Annotated in this window: 25 protein-coding genes; 8 read left to right on the top strand and 17 right to left on the bottom strand. The window is 37.4% G+C overall.

All coding sequences use genetic code 11. The features are described from left to right. Positions 1–35: 35 nt before the first annotated feature. The 4 genes from DJ533_RS11095 to DJ533_RS11080 form a co-directional block, all read right to left on the bottom strand. Positions 36–1,235 carry an acyl-CoA dehydrogenase family protein gene (locus DJ533_RS11095; RefSeq protein WP_065994981.1) on the bottom strand — a complete coding sequence of 400 codons (1,200 nt, stop codon included), beginning with the start codon at positions 1,233–1,235 and terminating at the stop codon, positions 36–38. Positions 1,236–1,274: 39 nt separating this feature from the next. Next, positions 1,275–2,561 carry an acyl-CoA dehydrogenase family protein gene (locus tag DJ533_RS11090; protein WP_171488615.1) on the bottom strand — a complete coding sequence of 429 codons (1,287 nt, stop codon included), beginning with the start codon at positions 2,559–2,561 and terminating at the stop codon, positions 1,275–1,277. A 247-nt stretch (positions 2,562–2,808) separates the two neighbouring features. Next, the gene (locus tag DJ533_RS11085) at positions 2,809–4,182 is read right to left on the bottom strand and encodes an ABC1 kinase family protein (RefSeq protein ID WP_065994983.1); all 1,374 of its coding nucleotides are present in this window, start codon (positions 4,180–4,182) and stop codon (positions 2,809–2,811) included. 170 nt (positions 4,183–4,352) lie between these two features. Continuing rightward, a complete protein-coding gene (locus DJ533_RS11080; protein ID WP_065994984.1) occupies positions 4,353–4,658 on the bottom strand; it encodes a hypothetical protein in 306 nt (101 codons plus the stop codon). Between the two features lie 136 nt (positions 4,659–4,794). Between DJ533_RS11080 and DJ533_RS11075 the strand changes: the two genes are divergently transcribed. The 4 genes from DJ533_RS11075 (at position 4,795) to aroC (ending at position 7,768) form a co-directional block, all read left to right on the top strand. Beyond that, on the top strand, positions 4,795–5,019 hold the full coding sequence (locus DJ533_RS11075) for a hypothetical protein (RefSeq protein WP_065994985.1): 225 nt from the start codon (positions 4,795–4,797) through the stop codon (positions 5,017–5,019). Positions 5,020–5,169: 150 nt separating this feature from the next. Then, positions 5,170–5,556, top strand: coding sequence for a lysozyme inhibitor LprI family protein (locus DJ533_RS11070; RefSeq protein WP_065994986.1), 387 nt, complete (start codon positions 5,170–5,172; stop codon positions 5,554–5,556). A 94-nt stretch (positions 5,557–5,650) separates the two neighbouring features. Continuing rightward, the gene (gene prmB / locus DJ533_RS11065; RefSeq protein ID WP_065994987.1) at positions 5,651–6,661 is read left to right on the top strand and encodes a 50S ribosomal protein L3 N(5)-glutamine methyltransferase; all 1,011 of its coding nucleotides are present in this window, start codon (positions 5,651–5,653) and stop codon (positions 6,659–6,661) included. Positions 6,662–6,673: 12 nt separating this feature from the next. Beyond that, on the top strand, positions 6,674–7,768 hold the full coding sequence (gene aroC / locus DJ533_RS11060) for a chorismate synthase (protein ID WP_065994988.1): 1,095 nt from the start codon (positions 6,674–6,676) through the stop codon (positions 7,766–7,768). A gap of 67 nt (positions 7,769–7,835) precedes the next feature. On the opposite strand, the gene DJ533_RS11055 is transcribed toward aroC, so the two are convergent. Both DJ533_RS11055 and DJ533_RS11050 read right to left on the bottom strand, forming a co-directional pair. Continuing rightward, positions 7,836–8,300 (bottom strand): hypothetical protein, encoded by a 465-nt coding sequence (locus DJ533_RS11055; RefSeq protein ID WP_065994989.1) that lies wholly within the window; start codon positions 8,298–8,300, stop codon positions 7,836–7,838. Positions 8,301–8,433: 133 nt separating this feature from the next. After that, positions 8,434–8,904, bottom strand: a complete 471-nt coding sequence (locus DJ533_RS11050; RefSeq protein WP_065994990.1) for a CinA family protein — start codon at positions 8,902–8,904, stop codon at positions 8,434–8,436. A gap of 335 nt (positions 8,905–9,239) precedes the next feature. Between DJ533_RS11050 and DJ533_RS11045 the strand changes: the two genes are divergently transcribed. Then, on the top strand, positions 9,240–9,473 hold the full coding sequence (locus DJ533_RS11045) for a hypothetical protein (RefSeq protein WP_065994991.1): 234 nt from the start codon (positions 9,240–9,242) through the stop codon (positions 9,471–9,473). A gap of 87 nt (positions 9,474–9,560) precedes the next feature. On the opposite strand, the gene DJ533_RS11040 is transcribed toward DJ533_RS11045, so the two are convergent. After that, on the bottom strand, positions 9,561–10,004 hold the full coding sequence (locus tag DJ533_RS11040) for a universal stress protein (protein WP_065994992.1): 444 nt from the start codon (positions 10,002–10,004) through the stop codon (positions 9,561–9,563). A gap of 165 nt (positions 10,005–10,169) precedes the next feature. Next, a complete protein-coding gene (locus DJ533_RS11035; RefSeq protein WP_065994993.1) occupies positions 10,170–10,616 on the bottom strand; it encodes a universal stress protein in 447 nt (148 codons plus the stop codon). A gap of 508 nt (positions 10,617–11,124) precedes the next feature. On the opposite strand from DJ533_RS11035, the gene DJ533_RS11030 reads away from it, so the two are divergent. Next, positions 11,125–11,682 (top strand): FxsA family protein, encoded by a 558-nt coding sequence (locus DJ533_RS11030; RefSeq protein WP_065994994.1) that lies wholly within the window; start codon positions 11,125–11,127, stop codon positions 11,680–11,682. A 161-nt stretch (positions 11,683–11,843) separates the two neighbouring features. On the opposite strand, the gene DJ533_RS11025 is transcribed toward DJ533_RS11030, so the two are convergent. Beyond that, positions 11,844–12,560 carry a UDP-2,3-diacylglucosamine diphosphatase gene (locus DJ533_RS11025; RefSeq protein WP_065994995.1) on the bottom strand — a complete coding sequence of 239 codons (717 nt, stop codon included), beginning with the start codon at positions 12,558–12,560 and terminating at the stop codon, positions 11,844–11,846. A gap of 129 nt (positions 12,561–12,689) precedes the next feature. Next, positions 12,690–13,199: a peptidylprolyl isomerase gene (locus tag DJ533_RS11020; RefSeq protein WP_065994996.1), complete on the bottom strand. Its 510-nt coding sequence runs from the start codon at positions 13,197–13,199 to the stop codon at positions 12,690–12,692. 166 nt (positions 13,200–13,365) lie between these two features. Between DJ533_RS11020 and DJ533_RS11015 the strand changes: the two genes are divergently transcribed. After that, on the top strand, positions 13,366–15,087 hold the full coding sequence (locus DJ533_RS11015) for a glutamine--tRNA ligase/YqeY domain fusion protein (protein WP_065994997.1): 1,722 nt from the start codon (positions 13,366–13,368) through the stop codon (positions 15,085–15,087). A 277-nt stretch (positions 15,088–15,364) separates the two neighbouring features. Here DJ533_RS11015 and DJ533_RS11010 read toward each other — a convergent pair whose 3' ends face one another. Next, positions 15,365–15,901: a lecithin retinol acyltransferase family protein gene (locus DJ533_RS11010; protein ID WP_065994998.1), complete on the bottom strand. Its 537-nt coding sequence runs from the start codon at positions 15,899–15,901 to the stop codon at positions 15,365–15,367. A gap of 188 nt (positions 15,902–16,089) precedes the next feature. Here DJ533_RS11010 and DJ533_RS11005 point away from each other — a divergent pair, with 188 nt between their 5' ends. Beyond that, entirely contained in the window at positions 16,090–16,854 is a 765-nt protein-coding gene (locus tag DJ533_RS11005) for a phosphodiester glycosidase family protein (RefSeq protein ID WP_065995029.1), read from the top strand. Positions 16,855–16,939: 85 nt separating this feature from the next. Here DJ533_RS11005 and DJ533_RS11000 read toward each other — a convergent pair whose 3' ends face one another. The 6 genes from DJ533_RS11000 to DJ533_RS10975 all read right to left on the bottom strand — a co-directional run bounded on the left by DJ533_RS11000 (position 16,940) and on the right by DJ533_RS10975 (position 21,649). Beyond that, positions 16,940–18,001, bottom strand: a complete 1,062-nt coding sequence (locus DJ533_RS11000) for an NADH:ubiquinone reductase (Na(+)-transporting) subunit F (protein ID WP_065994999.1) — start codon at positions 17,999–18,001, stop codon at positions 16,940–16,942. 12 nt (positions 18,002–18,013) lie between these two features. After that, complete coding sequence (locus DJ533_RS10995) at positions 18,014–18,376, bottom strand: phenol hydroxylase subunit P4 (protein ID WP_065995000.1); 363 nt, start codon at positions 18,374–18,376, stop codon at positions 18,014–18,016. 98 nt (positions 18,377–18,474) lie between these two features. After that, entirely contained in the window at positions 18,475–20,016 is a 1,542-nt protein-coding gene (locus DJ533_RS10990; RefSeq protein WP_065995030.1) for an aromatic/alkene/methane monooxygenase hydroxylase/oxygenase subunit alpha, read from the bottom strand. 46 nt (positions 20,017–20,062) lie between these two features. Beyond that, on the bottom strand, positions 20,063–20,332 hold the full coding sequence (locus DJ533_RS10985; protein WP_061524789.1) for an MmoB/DmpM family protein: 270 nt from the start codon (positions 20,330–20,332) through the stop codon (positions 20,063–20,065). Between the two features lie 21 nt (positions 20,333–20,353). After that, on the bottom strand, positions 20,354–21,343 hold the full coding sequence (locus DJ533_RS10980; protein ID WP_065995001.1) for an aromatic/alkene monooxygenase hydroxylase subunit beta: 990 nt from the start codon (positions 21,341–21,343) through the stop codon (positions 20,354–20,356). An 18-nt stretch (positions 21,344–21,361) separates the two neighbouring features. After that, the gene (locus tag DJ533_RS10975) at positions 21,362–21,649 is read right to left on the bottom strand and encodes a phenol hydroxylase subunit (RefSeq protein ID WP_065995002.1); all 288 of its coding nucleotides are present in this window, start codon (positions 21,647–21,649) and stop codon (positions 21,362–21,364) included. Positions 21,650–21,704 lie beyond the last annotated feature (55 nt).

Below are 21,704 nucleotides of genomic sequence, written 5' to 3'. Positions count from 1 at the left end.
GGAGGTATGAAAAATAAGAAGAGTTGAAATACAACTTATTTTAATTCACTTGAAGATTTGCCAAGTTCACGGCGTGCAACAATCAATTGCTGAATTTGCTGTGTACCTTCAAAAATATCAAGAATTTTAGAATCGCGTGCCCATTTCTCTAACAATTCTTCTTCGTTATAGCCAACGCTTGCAGCAAGCTCAACGCATTTAAGTGTGATTTCATTCCCTACACGACCCGCTTTGGCTTTAGCAATAGAGGCTTCACGTGAGTTTGGTTTTTTGTTATCCGCCATCCATGCTGCTTTAAGCATGAGTAGGCGAGCTGCTTCCCATTCTGCTTCCATGCGGTAAATTTGCGCAGCAATATTAGAGGATTGTAAATATGGCGTGGTATAGCTAGCATCTAGTTGATCTTTAAAAATTTCTTTAATCCGTTCTAAGGATGCTTTGGCACAACCAACCGCCATCGCTGCCACCAATGGACGCGTATTATCAAAAGTTTCCATAACGCCAGCAAAACCTTTGGCAACATCGATTTCAGCATTGCCTAATAAGTTTGCAGCAGGCACACGACAGTCAATAAAACTAATGGCTGCAGTATCTGAAGCTTTAATGCCCAGTTTATGCTCAAGGCGTTCAACTTTCATGCCGGGTGTACCTTTGGGTACAACAAAAGATTTGATTGCAGCACGACCCAGTTTTTTATCTAAAGTTGCCCAAACCACAACTGAGTCAGCACGTTCACCAGAGGTGACAAAGATTTTTTCACCATTTAAAATATAGTCATCGCCATCTTTGGTTGCAGTGGTACGAATTGCTGCTGAGTCAGAACCACACCCTGGTTCTGTAATTGCCATGGCTGCCCAAGTCCCTTTAAAGCGTTCAAGTTGTTCGTCATTGGCAACCGCAGCAATTGCTGAATTTCCTAAACCTTGACGTGGCATAGATAATAATAAACCTGTATCGCCATAACACATTTCAATGATGCCAAGAGCTGTTGACATATTGGTGCCATTTTTATTGCTCTTGTCTTGATCACCACGTTTGTTGATTGCTGCCCCTGCATTTAAGCCATCACCGCCTTCATTCATACCATCGAGTAATGACGCTAACATATCTAACTCTTTGGGATAGGCATGTTCTGCTTTGTCATATTTACGTGAAATTGGACGTAATACATTTAATGCGGTTTCATGAGCTTGATCAACCAACATTTTAAATTTTTTAGGATTTTGTAAATTCATGATAATTTATTTCCTTGAATTTTATATTTTTATGGTTGATTAAGCATGTAAGCCAGAGTGTAAAATCGCTGTAGCACGTAAGTCACGGTACCAACGCTCAACAGGGTGTTCTTTGGTAAAACCATGTCCACCTAGGACTTGTACGCCATTGGTGCCGATTTGCATGGATTTTTCAGCACAAAGTAAACGTGCAAGGTAGGCTTCACGGTGAAATGGTTTGCCAGCTTCAGCTAAGCTCGCTGCATTTAAGACCAACATACGCATGGCATCAATTTCAATTGCCATATCTGCGATCATAAATGCCACACTTTGACGATGTGAAATTGGCTCACCAAAAGCTGTACGCTCATTGGCATATTGGATACAATACGTTTTGACTGCTTCACAAGTTCCCACAGCCATCGCACACCACATTAAATTACCTAAATCTAAGAATGCGGTATAATTAAAATCTTCATCACCTAAGCGCAGAGCAGGGCTTTGATTAAATTTTAAAGTGACTGTTTCAGTCCCTTTTAGACCCATTGCAGGATTTTTTTGGTAGCTGATGCTTTCGTCACGTTTAACCACAAATACATCAGGTTTGCCATGAAACTCTGCACTGACAATGAAAATCTCAGCACTTTCTCCCAATAAAACTAACGTTTTTTCACCTGTGATGCTAAAAGTACCATTGTTTGAGCTTGCTTGAGTTTTTAAACGATAAGGATCAAAAGCAGGTGTGGCTTCTTGAACTGCAAAAGTGACTTTGAGTAAAGGGTCTTCTGCAAAAGCGGGTAAATAGGTGGCTTGTACTTGCGCTGAGCCCCAAAGGGTGATGGCATTAATACTACTAAAGGTCGAGAGTAGACCTGCAGCCAGTGAAAAATCACCTTTGGCTAAGCTTTCAGCAATTAAAATATTGCTTAAAATATTTTGTTCAGTGGCTACACCACCTAAAGCTTCTGGCAAAGCATAATAATTTATACCTAAATCAAGGCTATGTTGCCATAACTCTTCTGGATACTTTTCATCGTGATCAGCTTGATGAGCAAGCGGATAAAGCACTTCAGATGCAAATTGTGACATTGCATCAACAGTCATTTGCTGTTCTTCAGTAAGATTTAAATCAAATAAATTTTTAGACTGGGCAGGTAAACGTTGCTTACTAGTATCTTTTTTGGGTTGAAATGCTTTTTGTGACGCTGAAAGTGTTTTAAAACCCGCTTTAGAGCCTTGATAAAGTGATTTTTCTACAAATTTACGAAGTTTTAATTGATCTAATAATTCGCTTCCCGCAATTTTTGTAATGAGATTTAAGCCCAAACCTTGCGCTTTATTTACCATGTTGGTCATTTGAATACCTAAATAAATATGGTGGTGGTATGCAAACTATCCTGACATGCGCTTTTATAAAAAACTATGTCAAAGCTGACGAAGTCATATAAACTTGATAAATGGAAAGTTAGATTGGCTTTATCTATTTAACTATTTGATTTTTATTTATAATAATTTAAATTTAAAAAACAACAAAAGTTGGATATTGACTAAAATGACAATATAAAAATTTGCCATTTTAGTCAGATGATCTTTTTTAAATAAAGGGAGTGATCATTTTGCGCACATTGGTTTTTGCATCGATCACCGTCATGAAAGTATAAGCACCAATAAATTTACGACTAATAAACATAAATTCTTTAGGGGGTACACTGAAATAACGAGAAGCCATTGATTTAGAAGCCTGTTGCATGACACGGCTATGTAATTGGCTTTTTTTCCAATCATAGCGATTATGTTCATCCATTACGCCTTGTGGGAGGTCATGATTATTCATTGGAGAACTGAATGCTTCTGTTGCCAATAAAAATACTTTTGCCATATCAGGTTTAATACTTGTAGGCATACCATCAAAGAATTCATAACCCGTCATGGCATTGACCATTTCATTCGCATCGTGATCATAACCAGCTTTGATCAGATTACGTGCAACCTTTAAAAGCTGTGCATCAAACTGACGAATCGCTCCGAAGTCGAGCAAAATGATTTTATCTTGAATATTTGTCCCATTACCCAAACGCACCAAGTAATTACCAAAATTTGGGTCAGTTTGCATTTCACCCCATTCAAAAATTTCACGTACTGCGATTTCTAATGAAGCCTCCCCAAGTGCATTACGACGTTCTTGTGGTAAAGACAACATCACAGGGCTATTAATCGGGACACCACGTTCAAACGTCATACATAAAACACGGTCAGTACAATATTGATCAATGATTTGCGGTACAGCATAACGTGCATCATTTTTCAGACGTTCAGCAAAACGACGTGTGGTTGCAGCTTCCACATGATAATCGACTTCACGATGCATCATCTCACGGACTTCATCAAACCATTGGTCAAATTCACGGGTTTGCGGTACCATGCGGGTGAGTTTGAGCATGTTTTTAAATAAATTCATATCCGAATCAATGGCTTCAGCCACACCAGGATATTGAATTTTTAAGACCAGTTCCAAACCATCAGATTTGCGGGTAGCACGATGTACTTGAGCAAGTGATGCAGTACCAATTGGTTCATGATCAATGGTTAAATCATCCAGTTTAGATCCAAGTTGGCTGACCAGTTGTTCTTTGATAGCAGGCCATGCTAAGGCAACTGTTTGATTATTTAAAGTATTTAAAGCTTGTGTTATTTCTTCTGGTAGAAAATGTTCACCATACAACGCCATCATCTGTCCAATTTTCACAATTGAACCTTTGAGTTTGCCAATTTCAGTAACTAAATAATCCGCTTGCTCTTTCATGGCTTTTTTACGCTTTTTTTCTTTTTCTTCTTCACTTGAAAAGATTGAACTTGCGCTCGAAGCAGCCCAACGAGATCCTGCTAACAAAGAGGCTTTGGCAATTGATAAGCGTCTGTCCAAGGAAGATGTTTTTAACTGTTTAAGCTTATCGTTCTGATCTGACATGAAGATTAAATCCTTTAAGTAAGCAATTGAGCGTACGATAGTGTGTAGCATATTACATGCTATCCACGTATTAAAATAGTTTTACCTGACCAATATCGTGTATTTTCAATATAATAAACTTGAATATTCACCTAGCCTTAAAACCATTTGGATCTATAAAATGAATGAGATTACATGCGGTACTGAATTTTCAGGGATTCATGCTTCATTAAACTACTTTTATTTTCATGAATATATTGAGAAATCATGTTTTTAATGTCACTGTTAGTAAAGCCTAGTGCATAACCTTTAACAATAATAATACTGGGTAAACTAAAGAAAAAATATTTTACATCTTCAGGGGTAGGCGTTTGAAAGACACCATGTTCGACGAGAAGTTGTTGAAAAAACTGCTTTTCTACTTGGACAGAATGGGTGTCTACATCATTCCAATAACGTAAACGCATTGCCATCAAGTTGTTGTGTTTATAGCTCATTTAAATTTGCCAATAACATAATTCACTCAATAGATGGAGGAGTCTAAAAACAAAATCAAGGTTAAATTTCAAATTTCTGTCATAGAAGTGCAAATTAACTGTGCTAAAACTATAGAAAATATGAGGTGTTTGGCAGATGAAAGAAATAAACTTGAAAGTGATTAATGATGCGATTGAAGAGTTTAAAAAAACGGGGAATACTCCAGAAAAGTTAGAGATAGGCTATAAAACCTATTCTCGCTTAGTGGGTCAAGACAAGTTTTTTGATCATGTGACTAAGTCGGAAGATAGTCTAAATCGTTTTTATAAAGGTATTAGGATCAAGTTAGTAGCAGAAAAGCATTTTTTTGCTGTAAAATAATTTTGTCTACATCATGATTCATACATGTAAATAGATGATTCTTACACTTAATCATCTATTTTACTTTGCAATTTTCTCTGAGTCTTTTATTATTTTAGGCTTTATACTGATTTGAAATAATAAATATTAAATCTTGATTTGGGGAAAAGCATGAAATTAACATTTTGCGGTCTGGCATTGTTTGGGGTTTTAACTACAAGCACTTACGCTATGGGGTATTCATCAGACTATTTAAGTTGTATGAACAATTCACAAGCATCGACTGCACAAGCTGCGATGTGTATGAAAGCAGAATTAAAACAGCAAACCAAACGTTATAACTATTTTGCAGATAGTCATGTGAAAGCCTTGTCCAAAGACAAACGTAAAGAACAAGAAAAAGTGAATAAAAAATGGTTAGATTTTCGTGATGAACAATGTTTGATTAAAAATGTAGCATTATCAGTTGGACACGCCAGTAAATACTATTCTTGTGCGCTAAAGGTAACCCAAGCCCAAGCAGATATGCTGGAAAAACGAGCGTATAAATATCGCTGATTTTATGTTGAAGCCATTTAAAGCATTATAAATGTAAACAAAACAAGGTATCATTAAGCAGTTTTTTTAAATACTGCTCTTGGAGAAACCTTAAGTGGATCGACCGACTATTCGCCCTGAACATTTACAGGAAGCTGCTGAAAACCTCGTAACAATACGTGATTTTATTCGTTTTGGGGTGACAGCATTACGTCAATACGATGCACATTTAGGTCAAGGTACAGAAGATTATTTTGCAGAAAGTTCAGCATTGGTTTTGCAAACGTTATCTTTGGACTGGAATGCTGATGCAGAAATTTTAGACGCAAAATTATTACCGAGTGAAAAAGCGGAGTTTTTGAGTCTATTGGAACGTCGTATTAATGAAAAAGTACCGACGTCTTATTTGCTTAACTTGGCTTATTTCTTTGGTAAGCCTTTTTATGTGGACGAGCGTGTGTTGATTCCACGTTCTCCAATTGCAGAATTGATAGAAAATCGCTTTGCACCGTATTGCTTAGATGAAAATGGGCAAATGCGTCAAGCAGATAATAATTTACCTGAAAATGCACATCCTAAAACGCCACAACGTATCTTGGATATGTGTACAGGCTCAGGTTGTATCGCAATTGCACTGGCTTATGCATTTCCCGAATCTGAAGTCGATGCAACCGATATTTCCAAAGAAGCTTTAGAAGTTGCTTCAATCAATACAGAACATCACAATAAACAATATCAAGTGGCATTACTTGAGTCAGATTTATTTGAAAAAATTCCTGCTGAAAATCAATACGATTTGATTGTTTCAAATCCACCTTATGTGGATGCAGAAGACATGGCGGACTTACCTGAAGAATTCCACCATGAACCAGAACTTGCACTTGCTGCAGGTCAAGACGGTTTAGATCTTGTGCGTAAAATGTTGGCTCAGGCGGCTGATTATTTAACTGAAAATGGTTTAATAGTCATTGAAGTCGGTAATTCTGAATGGGCAATGAAACAAAATTTCAATACGATTGATTTTTATTGGTTGCAGTTCCAAAAAGGCGGTACAGGTATTTTTGCACTGACTGCTGAACAGTGTCGTACATTCCGTGATTTATTTATTCAATCTATTCAAGCTTAAGGAGTCATGAGCGTGGCAGGTAATAGTATCGGACAACTTTTTCGTGTAACGACTTGTGGTGAATCTCACGGTGTAGGCTTGATGGCAATTGTGGATGGCGTGCCACCAGGATTGGAGCTTTGTGCTGAAGATTTGCAAAAAGATTTGGATCGTCGTAAACCGGGAACGTCTAAGTTTGCAACACAACGCAAAGAACCAGACGAAGTGGAAATCATTTCAGGGGTATTTGAAGGAAAAACCACGGGTACGCCAATTGGTTTGTTGATTCGCAATACCGACCAAAAATCCAAAGATTATGGCAATATCGCGCAAACTTTCCGTCCAGGGCATGCCGATTATACTTATACACAAAAATATGGTTTCCGTGATTATCGTGGTGGTGGTCGCTCAAGTGCACGTGAAACTGCGATGCGTGTAGCTGCGGGTGCAATCGCCAAGAAATTTCTTGCGGAAAAATTTGGTATCGTGATTCATGGACATGTGACACAAATCGGTCCTGAAGTGGCGGAAAAGCTGGATTGGAATGAAGTTCCGAATAATCCATTTTTCTGTGGTGATATTGAGGCTGTGCCACGTTTTGAAGCATTGGTTACTTCTTTGCGTGAGCAAGGCACAAGTTGTGGTGCAAAACTTGAGATTCTTGCTGAGAATGTCCCAGTAGGTTGGGGTGAACCTGTATTTGATCGTTTAGATGCTGATATTGCACATGTCATGATGGGCATTAATGCGGTAAAAGGAGTGGAAATTGGCGATGGTTTTGCTGTTGCAGGGCAGTTTGGTCATACAACCCGTGATGAACTCAGTACAGAAGGTTTTTTAGCCAATCATGCTGGTGGAATTCTAGGTGGGATTTCAAGTGGTCAAACCATTCGTGTAGCGATTGCTTTAAAGCCAACAGCAAGTATTACTACACCAGGTAAAACCATTAATATGGAGCGTCAAGATACCGATGTCTTAACCAAAGGTCGCCACGATCCTTGCGTCGGTGTACGTGCAACACCAATTGCAGAAGCGATGCTTGCGATTGTGTTAATGGATCACTTTATGCGTCATCGTGCACAAAACGCCGATGTGGTTGCACCTTTTTCACCGATTGAACCGAAGTAATTCTTATAATTTGATTCGCATAAAAAACCAGATATAACATCTGGTTTTTTATTGGTCTATATTTTAATTATTGTGCAGCTTCACCAGTATAACCCTTTAAGAAAGTTAAATATGCTGAAGACTTTTGTCCATCGGCTGTTAAAATTGGACGATCAATTTCGCCTTGATCTGTAATAAGTTTAAGAGAAATATCTTGACCATTACGGAAAGAGTTCAAAAAACTTACAGGGACAATAATCGAGTTAGACGAAATTTGTTCTGTATATTGGGTTGGAGTAACTGTTGAATATGTATAAGGTTGCCCATCCACTAAAAACACAAATTGTTTGATATCGTATTTTGTTGGATTATTAATTTCAGCTGTGATTTTAAAGCCATCACGCTTTTCATCAATCCAACGCATAGCAAGTTCTGGACAAACTGCCTCAGATTCACAAATTAATGGTCCTTTAGTTACAACGCGTTCAGGATAAGAACCCGCACAACCTGTAAATAATGCAACTGTAGCAACTAAAGCCAATTGGAGTTTCATAAAATTACCCATCGTTATGTGATTGTTATTTCTCTGTAGAGAATATGTTAAATTTAACGTTTTCATGCTCAAAAGTGAACAATTGTTAACAAATTTAAAGTTTTAAATTGTAGTTAAATTAAAAATATTTTTATTACATAAGATTTAATAGCTCTTTTGCAACAAGCTCTGTTAATTGTTGCAGTTTTTCTTCTGGAGTGCCTGGAATAAGATATTGAAAATTATAAATATTGGCAGCGTGATAAATGCTAATAAAAAATGTACCTACTGGCTTATGTGTGGACTCGCTACCGCCATGTTTGAGTAGCCCTGTGCAACTGACAATAAAATTTGCTTGATCAAATAAGTCTTTACCTTTAATCGCCATTTCAGTGGTGACTTCTACAGATTCAGCTGTATATTTTTCAATAAGTTGTGGCTCAATCCCTAATATTTTTATTTTAATCGATGGGTCATAACTCACTAACCCTCCGAGTAGAATTTCTGCGCCACTGTTTTTATAAATGGAGAATTGTGCGCTTAAGTGACCTGAACTGGCACTTTCAATAAATGCAATTTTGAAGCCTTTTTGTTCAAGGAGATTACAACATTGCTTTAAATACATAAAGTTCGCCTAATCGGATGAAGATCTGTACAGCAAATTAATGCGTGTTCGCATTCGTCTATCATCTTAGCGAAAATATAAACAGGATGTAAGTTGAAAAATGAATTAATTTATAGGGTTAAGCAAATAAATCGGGATATACATGTTTTAGTAAAAAATATAAGGCTGTGGTATAGGGGAGGTAAATAGAAAATAGTTTTTATGATTAGAGCCGATTAGAATGCTTAAAAAGCGCGTTCGGGGAAATAGTAAACGATCTTAAGCAGAAATGACTTTATTGTTCTGCAAAAGCTGTTATAACTAAAAATAAAGGATATGAAAAAAGGAAGTAACTTATGAAAACGACTGTAAAATACGTGGTTTTGAAAAGTAAAGACTATCAATTAGGCACACCATTATTTGAAGAAAATCTAGAAGCTGGAAGTCAGTATTTTGATGAGATTCCTAATGTTATTCAGTATCAAAATCATGATTTTAAAGTGAAGTCAAAAGAACTGAGCCGTAAGCAAATTTTTGATGATTTTGAAGAGTCACAAACGATTTTAGTTAAAGTGATTGCCATTAATTAACTCTCAAATCTAAAAATCTTTTATCAATTGTTTAAATAAAAGAAAGCCTGCATATATGCAGGCTTTCTTAATGAATCAAACCATTTATTATTCTTTTACAATCAATACAGGCAGGGTAGTTTGATTTAAAACATCTTGTGCAAAACTTCCCAAGAAAAACTTTTTAAAACCTTTACGACCATGTGACCCCATGACAATTAAATCAACATTTTGCTTTTCAGCAGTCTCAATGATAGTTTCCGCAGTGACATAACCTTTCACCACTTCGGTATTCACTGTGACGCCTTCAGTAGCTGCAAATTGTTTCACTTGATCTAATGCTTTGAGTGCGTTTTTTTGTGCTTCTTCTAGATATTCTTTCATCATGGATGCATTGTAATAAAAGTCTGCACCTGAAAATGGGTCTTCAGCAACTAAGCAAATTGCTGTAATTTGGCAATTAAATGCTTTTGCAATAGCAATAGCTTGTTTTGACGCAGCATAAGAAATTTCAGAGCCATCTACAGGGACTAAGATATGTTGATAAGCCATTTTGTTCTCCATTGTCGTTGTGTCTTTGTCATAGGAAAGAATGAATCTAAACAATAAGTAACATATAAATTAATGATCGCCAATGTTGTGTTTACATTTTCTAAAAATAACTTAATGTTAATGTGATGTGAATCATAAATATAAAAATTAAAGAGAAACCTTGTACTACTGCTTTACGATCAAAACGGGTACAAAACTTTCCCCGAGGACTTCTTGTGCAACGCTACCTAGTACAAATTTCTTTAAACCTTTGCGACCATGTGACCCCATGACAATTAAATCCGCATCAATTTCATTTAAAGTATTTAAGATACCTGTTGCTGGTGAAACCTCTCTGACAATTTTGGTTGTTACGTCAGTGACGCCATGAGCATTTAAAGTGGTTTTAATATCATTTAATCGTGCTTGGGCGTTTTTTTCTGCAGCTAAAACGTACTCAGTAATAGAGGGTGCAACTTGATAAAAATCAACACCAAACATAGGATCAACCGCAAGCACACTCACTACGGTCACTTTTGATTTATTGCTTAAAGCTAACTCTTCGGCATGTTTTAAGGCAGCATAAGAAATAGGGGATTCGTCGACAGGGACAAGGATATGTTCATATGACATAATTATTTACCTCCTAAAGCATTAAAATAGTTTAAAAAATTAAATTTAATAAAATTATTGATATATCAAAGTAAATGCTCTTTCCTTAGTTATAGCCTAAAAGCCAAATAGATTCACTATTATTTTGCATAAAAATAAATTAGAAGACAAAATAGCCTAAGCAAATATTCATTGCTTTATTCTTGTTGTTAGGTATTTATTTTAACTTGAATGTAACAGTTTTAGAAACTGACTTGAATCCTGAGAATAAAAGTACTTAAGGTGTTGTTAAAAGCCCCCACTTTTTGTAACCATTAGAATTATAATTTAAGGATAGAAAAATAAGGGGTGCTAACGATACTCACCCTTGTCAAAGCTTGTTATTTTTATATATTGGATATATGGGAGTGATATTTTCTTAAATTTTGCTCGCCAACACTTTAAAAATGTTGAAATGCCCATATAAAACTTTCAAGTATGCAAAAAATTGTATGCCTTTTTTATTTAAGTTGAGAATAGATAAATTTTCATGAAATTAGCTCTGGTTGTATTGGTTGGTTTAGTCTTAGAAATTTTTGTCTGGATTGGGGTAGGTGATCTAGTCGGAAGTATGTGGTATGTGTTTTTTTGGTTCGTGATCGCCTTTTTTATTGGTTTGAATCTTGTACGTGCCAATGCAACAGGTTTGATGCCACAAATGCAGCAAATGCAAATGGGGCAAATGAATACAGACCCGCAACTCGCTAATAATTTACCTAAAATTCTAGCGGGTATTTTATTGATTATTCCAGGGTTAATTACCGATATATTGGCTGTTTTAATTTTAATCCCTCCTGTGCAACAAGCTTTTAAAAATGCAATGATGAAAACTATGATGAAGCGTCAACAGGCGATGATGGAAAAGATGATGGGTGGCATGATGGGAAATATGGGAGATAACGCACAAAATCCATTTGCTGACCTAATGCGTCAAATGCAAAATCAACAAGGTAGTCCATTTCAAGACTCTTCAGTTATTGATGGGGAAGCTCGTGAAGTTGAACCAGAACGTAAGCAAATCGAACTAAAAGATATCAATAAAAAATAATGTCTTAGAGCTACACGTTATAGTTAGTGTGATCTGATGAGTATTTAATAAAGTTTCTTTAGCTCATCAGTTTTAGCTATTTATCCCACTACAAGTGGTTACTCAAAATATAAATATTTTCAAATATAAGTTGAACAAAATACCTCATTTAGCGCTATTTTTTAATATGTCCAACTTTTTAATTGGAGTGTTAGGTTTTTGGTTGGACCAATTTCTAAAATTTGTGCCTGATTTGCTCGCCAATCACCTAATACTATTCTCGTTTTGTTATTCACATCATGAATATCAGGTCGATGTGTATGTCCATGAATGAGTACATTGACATCATTTAAAGCATTTTCTACTGCAGATTGATTTACATCCATAATATTATAGGATTTAAATTGTTGAGCTTCTCTGCTTTTTTTTCGAAAGCCATTTGCCAGTTTTTGCCTAAAACTTAAAGGTGTGCTTTTTAAAATAGTAAGTATGATTGGGTGACGAATGATCTTTTTAAAACGTTGATAAGCGATATCATCAGTGCATAACGCATCACCGTGTTCAAGTCTGAATGTTTGATTGGCAATTTTTAAAATGTATTCATCGGGTAGTAATTTAGCATGAAATTGATCAAGAAACTTTTGACCTAAAGCAAAATCTCGATTACCCACTTGAAAGTAGATTTGGTTACCAGCTTGAGTGAATCGTTGTAAATGCTCAATAATCTCATCTAGCCAAGGAGCAGAGTAGTCATCACCAATCCAAACATTGAACCAATCACCTAAAATATATAGTTGCGTGTTTTTATTTTGATAGTGTTGTAATAAATCTAAAAACCCTCGAATAAGTCGAGGGTGTTCAGGTGACAAATGTAAATCAGCGATAAACAAGTAGGTCACTTAGCTTTCCTTTTGGTAATCTCTCTAAATCCCTCTTTGATAAGAAAGAACTTTCCATCGTTCAGAACGCGGAAACTTCTTTCTTTTATAAAGGCACTTGCGTAGCAAAATACTACTCAGGAGGAATTCTTATTCGGAAATAATTTTTGCAGATTCAATCACAACATTTTCTAATGGAACATCAGCGTGATAACCACGATTACCAGTACGAACGCCTTTAATTGCATTTACAACGTCCATGCCTTCAACCACTTTACCAAACACAGCATAACCCCAACCTTGTGCAGTTTTGCCTGTATGATTAAGGAAAGCGTTGTTTTTTACGTTAATGAAGAATTGTGCAGACGCTGAGTGAGGCGCTTGAGTACGCGCCATTGCAATCGTACCTTCGTCATTGCTCAAACCGTTATCAGCTTCATTTTCAATCGAATCGCGAGTCGCTTTTTCTTTAAAGTTTTCATCCATACCGCCGCCTTGAATCATGAAGCCATCAATAACACGGTGGAAGATTACGCCATCATAAAAACCATCACGAACATAGTCTAAGAAATTAGCAACAGTTTTCGGTGCTTTTTCAGAGTTAAGTTCAAGAACAATGCGTCCTTTGTTGGTGTTTAATTCGACTTGAGGAAAACTCATTCTATAATCTCCTAATCATGACAAAAATGTCATGGGTTTTTGGTTGAGAGAAGCATAAGCAAACTGTAAACTACATAGCAAGCAAAAACGTGATTTTCTTTGTTAATATTTTCAGAAAAACGTTTTTATTGATCCTATTTTAACTTTTAGAAGTGATTTATCAACTATGAAGCCAAATGATGTTGTTTCAGAACTGCCGAAGACCCCGACAACCAGTACTACTCCTGTCGATGCTGTGCAGCAAGAACAACAGGCGGGCTTAGACTTTGTGCGTCAAGTCATTACTGACGATTTAGAAGCAGGACGTACAAAAACTGTAGTAACACGTTTCCCTCCTGAGCCAAATGGTTACTTGCATATTGGTCATGTTAAAGCGATTTGTTTGAATTTTGGTATAGCCCAAGAGTTTGATGGTTTATGTAACCTCCGTTTTGACGATACAAACCCAGATGCTGAAGAGCAAGAGTATGTAGATGGTATTGCCAATGATGTGAAATGGTTAGGTTTTGAATGGGAAGGACAACCACGTTATGCATCTAGTTATTTTGATCAATTGCATACATGGGCGATACAATTGATCAAACAAGGTGATGCCTATGTCGACTTACAAACACCTGAAGAAATTAAACTGAATCGTGGTAATTTTGTTGAACCTGGCAAAAACTCACCTTATCGTGAAACCAGTATTGAAGACAACCTTGCGCGTTTTGAAAAAATGAACAATGGTGAGTTTGCTGAAGGTGAAGCTGTACTCCGTGCTAAAATTGATATGGCGTCGCCAAACGTACATATGCGTGATCCAATTTTATATCGTGTATTACATTCTGAGCATCACCAAACAGGTGATAAATGGAAAATGTATCCAATGTATGATTATGCACATCCATTGTCTGACGCAATTGAAGGCATTACCCATTCATTATGTACATTAGAATTTCAAGATCATCGTCCATTTTACGATTGGGTTGTTGAAAAAGTTAAATCTCCTGCTGTGCCTCGTCAATATGAGTCTAGCCGTTTAAATATTGATTATACCATTACCTCTAAACGTAAGTTGCGTAAGTTGGTTGAAGGTAATTATGTTAATGGTTGGGATGACCCTCGTATGCCTACAGTGGTGGGAATGCGCCGTCGTGGATTTACGCCTGAAGGTTTACGTGATTTCTGTAAACGTGTCGGTGTATCTAAAACTGATGGTATCGTCGATGTGGCAATGCTTGAGTTTTGTATTCGTCAGTCACTTGAAAACACCGCAGCACGCGGTATGGCGGTCCTGAATCCATTAAAAGTGACATTAACCAATCTGCCTGAAGATATGGATTTAAGCCACGCACGTCATCCAAATGTTGATATGGGGGATCGAGTGATTCCTTTGACGTCTGAGATTTATATTGATCGTAAAGACTTTGAAGAAGTACCGCCAAAAGGTTTTAAACGCTTAGTTCCAAATGGTGAAGTTCGTTTACGTCATGCCTATGTAATCAAATGTGACGAAGTGATTAAAGATGCAAATGGTGAAGTTGTTGAACTAAAATGTTCGATTGACCCTGAAACTTTGGGTAAAAATCCAGAAGGGCGTAAAGTGAAAGGGGTGATCCACTGGGTTTCTGCAAGCAAAGGTATTGCTGCGGAAGTACGTGTTTATGACCGTTTATTCACAGAAGCTGCACCTGATGTAGATGATGACTTCTTGAAACATTTAAATCCAGACTCTTTAAAAGTTTTACAAGCCGTGATTGAGCCAGCTTTAGCACAGGCACAACCTGAAGATCGCTTCCAATTTGAACGTGAAGGGTATTTTGTTGCTGATCAATACGATCATACTGGCGAAAAACCAGTATTTAACCGTATTTTAGATTTAAAAGACAGTTTTAAACCTGGGAAATAATTGCTATCGAAAAAGCCCTATCTTTGGATAGGGCTTTTTATATTGTGGTGATGTTTTAAAAAGTACTTTAAAGACTACGTCATTGTTATAAATTATTGAAAATATATTTTATTTAGATATTTTTGATAGACTTGATTAGCATGAAATTTACAGCCTGTCGATTTTTAACTTATCAGTTATAAGGAATTGTACTGAACTATTATGATCAATGATTTTAATTGACTATCGTAATGTACTTTTACTTTAGCCTAAAAAATCATCTTAAAGTTATTCAATATTATTTTTTAGAATGTTGCTCTCGCAAAGACAAATAGGTGGTTAAATCCATTTTTGCCCGTTCACGAAGTTTCATTTTTATATATAAGACCAATGCAAAACAAGTGGTTGCAAGGGTAATAAACAAACCATTCATGTACGTCATGATTGAACTCACATAACCAATGGTGGTAAGGCGATGCATCATTTTGACGACTTGCGGGCTGCTTTCAATGCCTGTAATTGCCCAAGTACATAAATGTTCGCAATTATTGACAATTAAATGATAATTATTTTCATGCATACGACTACGCATACGACGAACAATATGACGACCTTTGAATTTAGGTTGATCATATGAGCGAATCATTATTTTACGATTTCGTGCAAATTTATCTAACGTTGTAATTTCAATGGGTTGTTTTTTAAAGAAATGGGCAAAACCAGAGTAATGAATTACTCGACCTTTACCTGCATAAATACCATGATGACTATAACCTAAATTTTTTACAATCAGATGTGCTCCGATTGGATACCGAACAAAACGTTTTGTTTGCATATTTCCCTTTGTTCTAATAAAAAATATACAGCTGTATTTTATAAAGATGAATGACATTATAGTCAAGATCCAATAAAAATGTAGAGGTAAACTAAACAATTAAGTAAAGATTTATAAATCAACATTTGAATTCTACTCATGCATAATTTTTATCAGTATGATTGATGGAAATAAACAATGGTTTAAAAATGAAAATTTTAAATAAGGCTGAACGTGGTGTATTGGGTGTTTTTTCGCTATTTGCACTTTCTACTGCAAATGTTCAGGCAACAACTGAATATATTAAAATCGAAAAAAATCAAAAAATTATTGCAGATGTGGTGCATATTCAACAGTTGGATCAGCTTCAATTATTTTTAAATAATGCCAAGCAACAACCTTATAACAAAATCAAAGCTATCGCAAAAGATTTACCCATATGTCAGTTTTTAAGTTTTGCAATGAATGCTGGAATGTACCATGCAGACTATTCTCCAGTGGGCTTATACATTGAAAAATCGAAACAATTCTCTAAACTCAATATGCAAACCAAAGGCTTTGGTAATTTCTTAATGCAACCGAATGGTGTTTTAGCCTGGAATAAAAAACGGGCAACCATTCAAACCACACAAAACTATGCACAGTCAGCTTTTCAAGCTGAATATGCAACACAATCCGGACCGATGCTGGTCATTGATGGCAAAATTAACAGCCAATTTTTACCTCGGTCTGATTCTTTAAAAATTAGGAATGGGGTAGGTATTAAAAATAATCAGCTTTACTTTGTGATTAGCCGTGAACGGATCAATTTTTATGATTTTGCACAAATCTTTAAACAAGACTTAAAAATCGATCAGGCGCTGTATTTGGATGGCTCAGTGTCGAGTGCCTATATTCCACAAGCAGGGCGGAGTGATCATCGGTTTAATTTAGGTCCGATAGTTGGTTTTGTAGAGCATAAAAATTGTCAATAAATCCATTTTAACTTGTGAATGTCACGGAAAATAATCGCGAAGCTTCATGTGAAACTTCGCTTTCATTTGATAAAAAATAAAAAACTTAGATATGCTTAAACAACGCTGAACGAGACTGTCCATTTGCACCATCTGCCGCACTCAAGAAGCGTTCGGTATGAATGTCTTTTTCAAATAAACGGCTTTGCATCAGTGTTGAAATGGCTGCATCAATCATTGGTGGAGGACCACATAGATAGGCTTTATGCCCACTGCATTTGTTCTCAAAATGATTAGCAACCGCTTCATGTACAAAACCTGTGAAACCCGTCCAAGCATCTTCTGTCTTAGGCGCATTCAATGCAGGAATGTAGTGAAAGTTTGCATGCTCTTTAACCAGATTTTCAAAAATTTCACGGTTATACAGCTCTGAAACATCACGTGCACCTTGGAATAAATAAATATTCCTTGTTTCACCCGCTTCAAGTAAATCTAAAATCATCGATTGTGGGCTTGATAAACCAGAACCGCCTGCGATAAAAATCACGCCACGATCATCAGACTTACGCACAAAGAATTGTCCATAAGGGCCTGAAATATTCAGTTCATCGCCTTGCTTCAGAGTTTCATGTACATAAGTCGTGGCTGCACCGCCTTCGACTTTACGGATATGCAGCTCGATTACGCCTTCTTCATTGGGTGAATTGGCGATTGAAAATGCACGTGTACCTTCAATATTCGGCAATTGGATATTTACATATTGACCCGCTTGGAATTGCATCGCACGATCAATTTGAAGTCGAATGCCTTTGATGGTTGGTGACAGGTCTTTAATTTCAATGACTTTAGCTTGGTAATCTTCAACCAAATAGCCTAAGAAGTCTTCATCCTCATCGATATCCGCTTCAATAACCATGTCAGATTCAGGTTTACAGCAACAGGCTAAAACTTTATTTTCTTCACGTTCAATGTCCATCAGTGCAAAAGGAGAAGCTTCACCAACATCGTAAAAACCATCAGTCACTTGTACTTTACACGTACCACATGTGCCATGTCCGCAAGCGAAAGGGAGCCAAACCCCTTGACGCAAAGCTGCATCAAGGATGGTTTGATCTTCTTCGACTTCAATCGTGGTACCGATTGGTTCAATGGTAACTTGATAACTCATCCGCGTACTCCCTTAAACATGACTGCCTTTGTAACCCGTTAAATTCGGCGTGACAAAGCGTAAAAGAGATTTATGATCGAAGCCTTGTTCTGCCAATGTTTTAGAAAAATCAGCATTCAGTGCTTCACGGTTTAAGGTAAATTGCACAGTTGACCAATCGATTTCTGCAAATTCAGGATGTTGGCTGAATCCCCCAGCGATTTGTTGGTCAATCAATTCTTGCAAAGTTTGTTGTGGTGACACCACAAAAGCATGCGCTGAACAAAAAAGGGTATGGTGATCCCAACCAATAAATAACAGCATGTTATCGCCATAATTTTTTTGTTGATCAAGAGCTTCAAATTGATAATTGTCTTGGATTGCTTGTACTGGCATGAGAATACTCCTAAATTCCTTGAGCGAAGCGCATGCTGTGCGTGGCGTTGAAAATGGCTGACACAGCAATGAACTTCATCTTTTATTCCTGATGATGCTTATGCACCTTTCCATTTTTTCCAACGTTCTTGGTCTGGTGAACCTTCAATATCTAAATTGTCCGCACCAACATTAAAGTTGTAATAGTCACGTAAAATCGTTTCTAAATCTGGACCACCACAGTTGCCTTGTAGGATTTGGTTCACAGGTAACCATGCTTGGATGTATTTCTCAGGTTCACGTTCGAAAATGTCATGACAACCATCTGAACAAGTGTGATAACGCTCACCTTTATAAATGCTGTCACGGTAACTAAACATGGTTTGGTCGCCATCCATTTCCGTAAAGGTCATTGGAATCTGACAGATTTGACACAATTGTGGTAAGCCGTTGCTATAGAAACGTTTGCCTTCAGCTTCTAATTTACGTGCCATTTCCCATTTTGGACGATAGTATTTATCGAAGGTGTCAGGGTATTTCGCAGATAACCAATCCATTTCTTCATCCGTTGGAATCCACGTATGGAAGCCAGCTGCATGACCGAAGTTATAGAAAATCCACCATGCTTGATGCGAAACGTGTTCTTTCTCTTTTTCAATCACTTCTGAGTATTTCGGCATACGAATACCGTAACGGCTCAAGTCTTTGAATAATGCACCGCCTGCTTCTTCAAAATAAGTTTCCCATGCTTCTTTCCAAGACATGACTTTATTTGGAAGCATGTAATCCATCATCATGCCGACGATAGAGAGTAGGCGAGTACCACGCCAGAACCATTTATCAATCCATTCTTGAACGATTGGTACGTTGTCTTCATGTTGCTCAAGTAAGAATTTGACAATTTCTAAACCGAGTGTCATATGGCGTGCTTCGTCAGACTGTGCTGAGAAACCAAAAGTCACGGTTGCCATATCGCCGTTGTAAGCCGCACCAGACATGAACGGAACAAACAATAAGTTGGTCAATACATATTCAAAGGCAAAGCTGATCGCCAATAAAAACTCGAATGGACCTGCTGAACGCGCATCTTCAAAGAATGATTTCGGTACAGACAAATACCATACACGGTCATGCATGTGTGACCAATCTTGGAAGCCATCAAAGAATTTGTTGTAGTGGCTCATGGCATGGATTTGAGTTTGCACATGACGTAATTCATCAATAGATTGCATTTGTGAAGCAATACGTGCACCGATTCCGCTAAACTGACGACCTACATGGGCATAGCCTTGATACGCTTGATATTCCAAAGGTGTAACGGCAGTTAAAAATAGTTTAATGGCATTTAAATAGCGTTCATTGGAAACATTCATTTGCCCATTATTTTGTGCAAAAGCATCGAAAATGGCATAGAGTTTTTTCTCTTTTTCAGCCTGATATTTCCAATATGAATCCATGGTTAAACGGAACGGATCTTCCCATTTTGACCAATCCGTGATTTTAATGCCTTCAAATTCCTCATAAGGAAAGGCATCTTTACGATCTGCATAGGAAAAGTCCCAATCCAGATCACGGGTCAGCATGCGATAGCGGTCTTTGGCATTCAGCTTTTTGGTTGCGGTTTTCGTCGCTGTTTTTGTATTTTTAACATCAGTATTCATTTTGATCATCCTGTTCAATCATTGAAATGCTTTGTTTTAAGGCTATTTAGTTCCATTTCAGGGTAAAGGTGTCATCGTCTTCATCGACGTTGCCACCCAGCGTGATCATATTCAGTTGTAACTCTTGAATATCCCAATCTTGTCCGAGTTTTTCAGACACCGTTTCTGCACGAATGATCAAACCTGTTTCACTTTCCACACGGATCATGGCAGGTAAATATTGAATCGTTGCATCGGGATTATCTTGTTCAATCGCTTCGATGATGTAGCGAGAGGTATCGTTGTCTTGTAGCGCTAAATAAACTTTTGAAGTCATGGTGCAATTCCTTATGCAATATTAAATATCAGCTAAACCCGCTTTTTTGCTACGCTCTGTGATCAGTGCAACAGCTTGTTCAATATTGCTATCGCCTAAAGCAAGACCTGCCCATGCACTAAACGCTTCTTGAACTTGTGGCAATAGTTCAGCAATCCAGCCTTGAATCAAGGCTTTATTCTCCTCAGATTCAGCAATGGCAAGCTTAAATACTGGATCAGACCATTTACGTAAATCGGTTAAACAGTCCTGCATAAATTCGGTCAGCATTGCCACATCACGTGCGCCATTTTCAACTAAGTATTGATCAAACTGTCCATAGACAAGGCTTTGGATACAGCTATCAATCAATAGGTTTTGCAGTACATAGAGTTTGAACCAATCTTGCTCAGTCAAACTTTGTTCGCATAATTTACGAAGCGGTTGCCAAGCTGCATCATTCATCCAAGCCTCTTTGGCTTGTTGTAAAGATTCACCTGTATTGCCATCCAGTGCCAAGCCAATACGTGAAATGTATTGCGCCATACCAAGACGATCCATGGCAGCAAAAATACAGGCTTGAGTAATCACTGTGCCATAACCATAAGCACTGCCTGACATCATGTGTAAATTTGCTGTTTGCTCGACATAGCGGAATGGCAGTAAGCAAGTAATAATTTTTTGCTTTACGTCTTCGCTGATATTTTCAACAAGGAAACGCTTTTCAAAGAACGCATAATTACTTTCAGCGGTATCCTGTAAACGTGCACGATGTTGTACATAAGCGCCGTAGTAGAACTGACGAGGGTCTTTAAACACATACCAATCTTGCATCTGTAAGGCAGTATGGGTTTTATCATTCAAGGTCTTATCAGGTTTCCATAAAGGACGATAATGGAAATTGGTGGTTGCCTGTACATCAAAACTTACTTCTTGATAGCGTGTTGCTGGCTTATTACCAAAACGGCGTTCAATGTACGCGTAAGTTTGGCGAATTGGCGCTAGGTTCGATGTTTTAATTTCTAAAGTCATCTTGATCTCCGTATGGACTTAAGCATGATCGTCTTGATCTACATGAGGTTGGGCTGGGTTGAGGACAGTAGGTTCGACGCCATAACGCCATTTGTCTTCCTGTGCGTCATTCCAAGCTTGCTGTTCTTCGGTCATTTCTACGACTTGGTTAATCTCACAAAAATGCTGAAAAGCGTCTTGTGGTAAAACCAATTCGACAAATAAGGTTGGATCGTGAATCGCAAAATCGAATTCAACAAATTTGGCATGACGATCACCTGTAATACGAATGTATTTGGTGAGTTGGTCTTGTTGTGTCTGATGCATAACGATCATCCTTCTATCTCTGCACTAACTTCTTGTCAGTGACGCAACCTTGCGT

Origin of the sequence: Acinetobacter defluvii (genome assembly GCF_001704615.3) — a bacterium.
Taxonomy (GTDB): Bacteria; Pseudomonadota; Gammaproteobacteria; order Pseudomonadales; family Moraxellaceae; genus Acinetobacter; species Acinetobacter defluvii.
The sequence above is the reverse complement of the archived record's forward strand: the minus strand, read 5'-3'. Positions and strand labels throughout refer to the sequence as shown.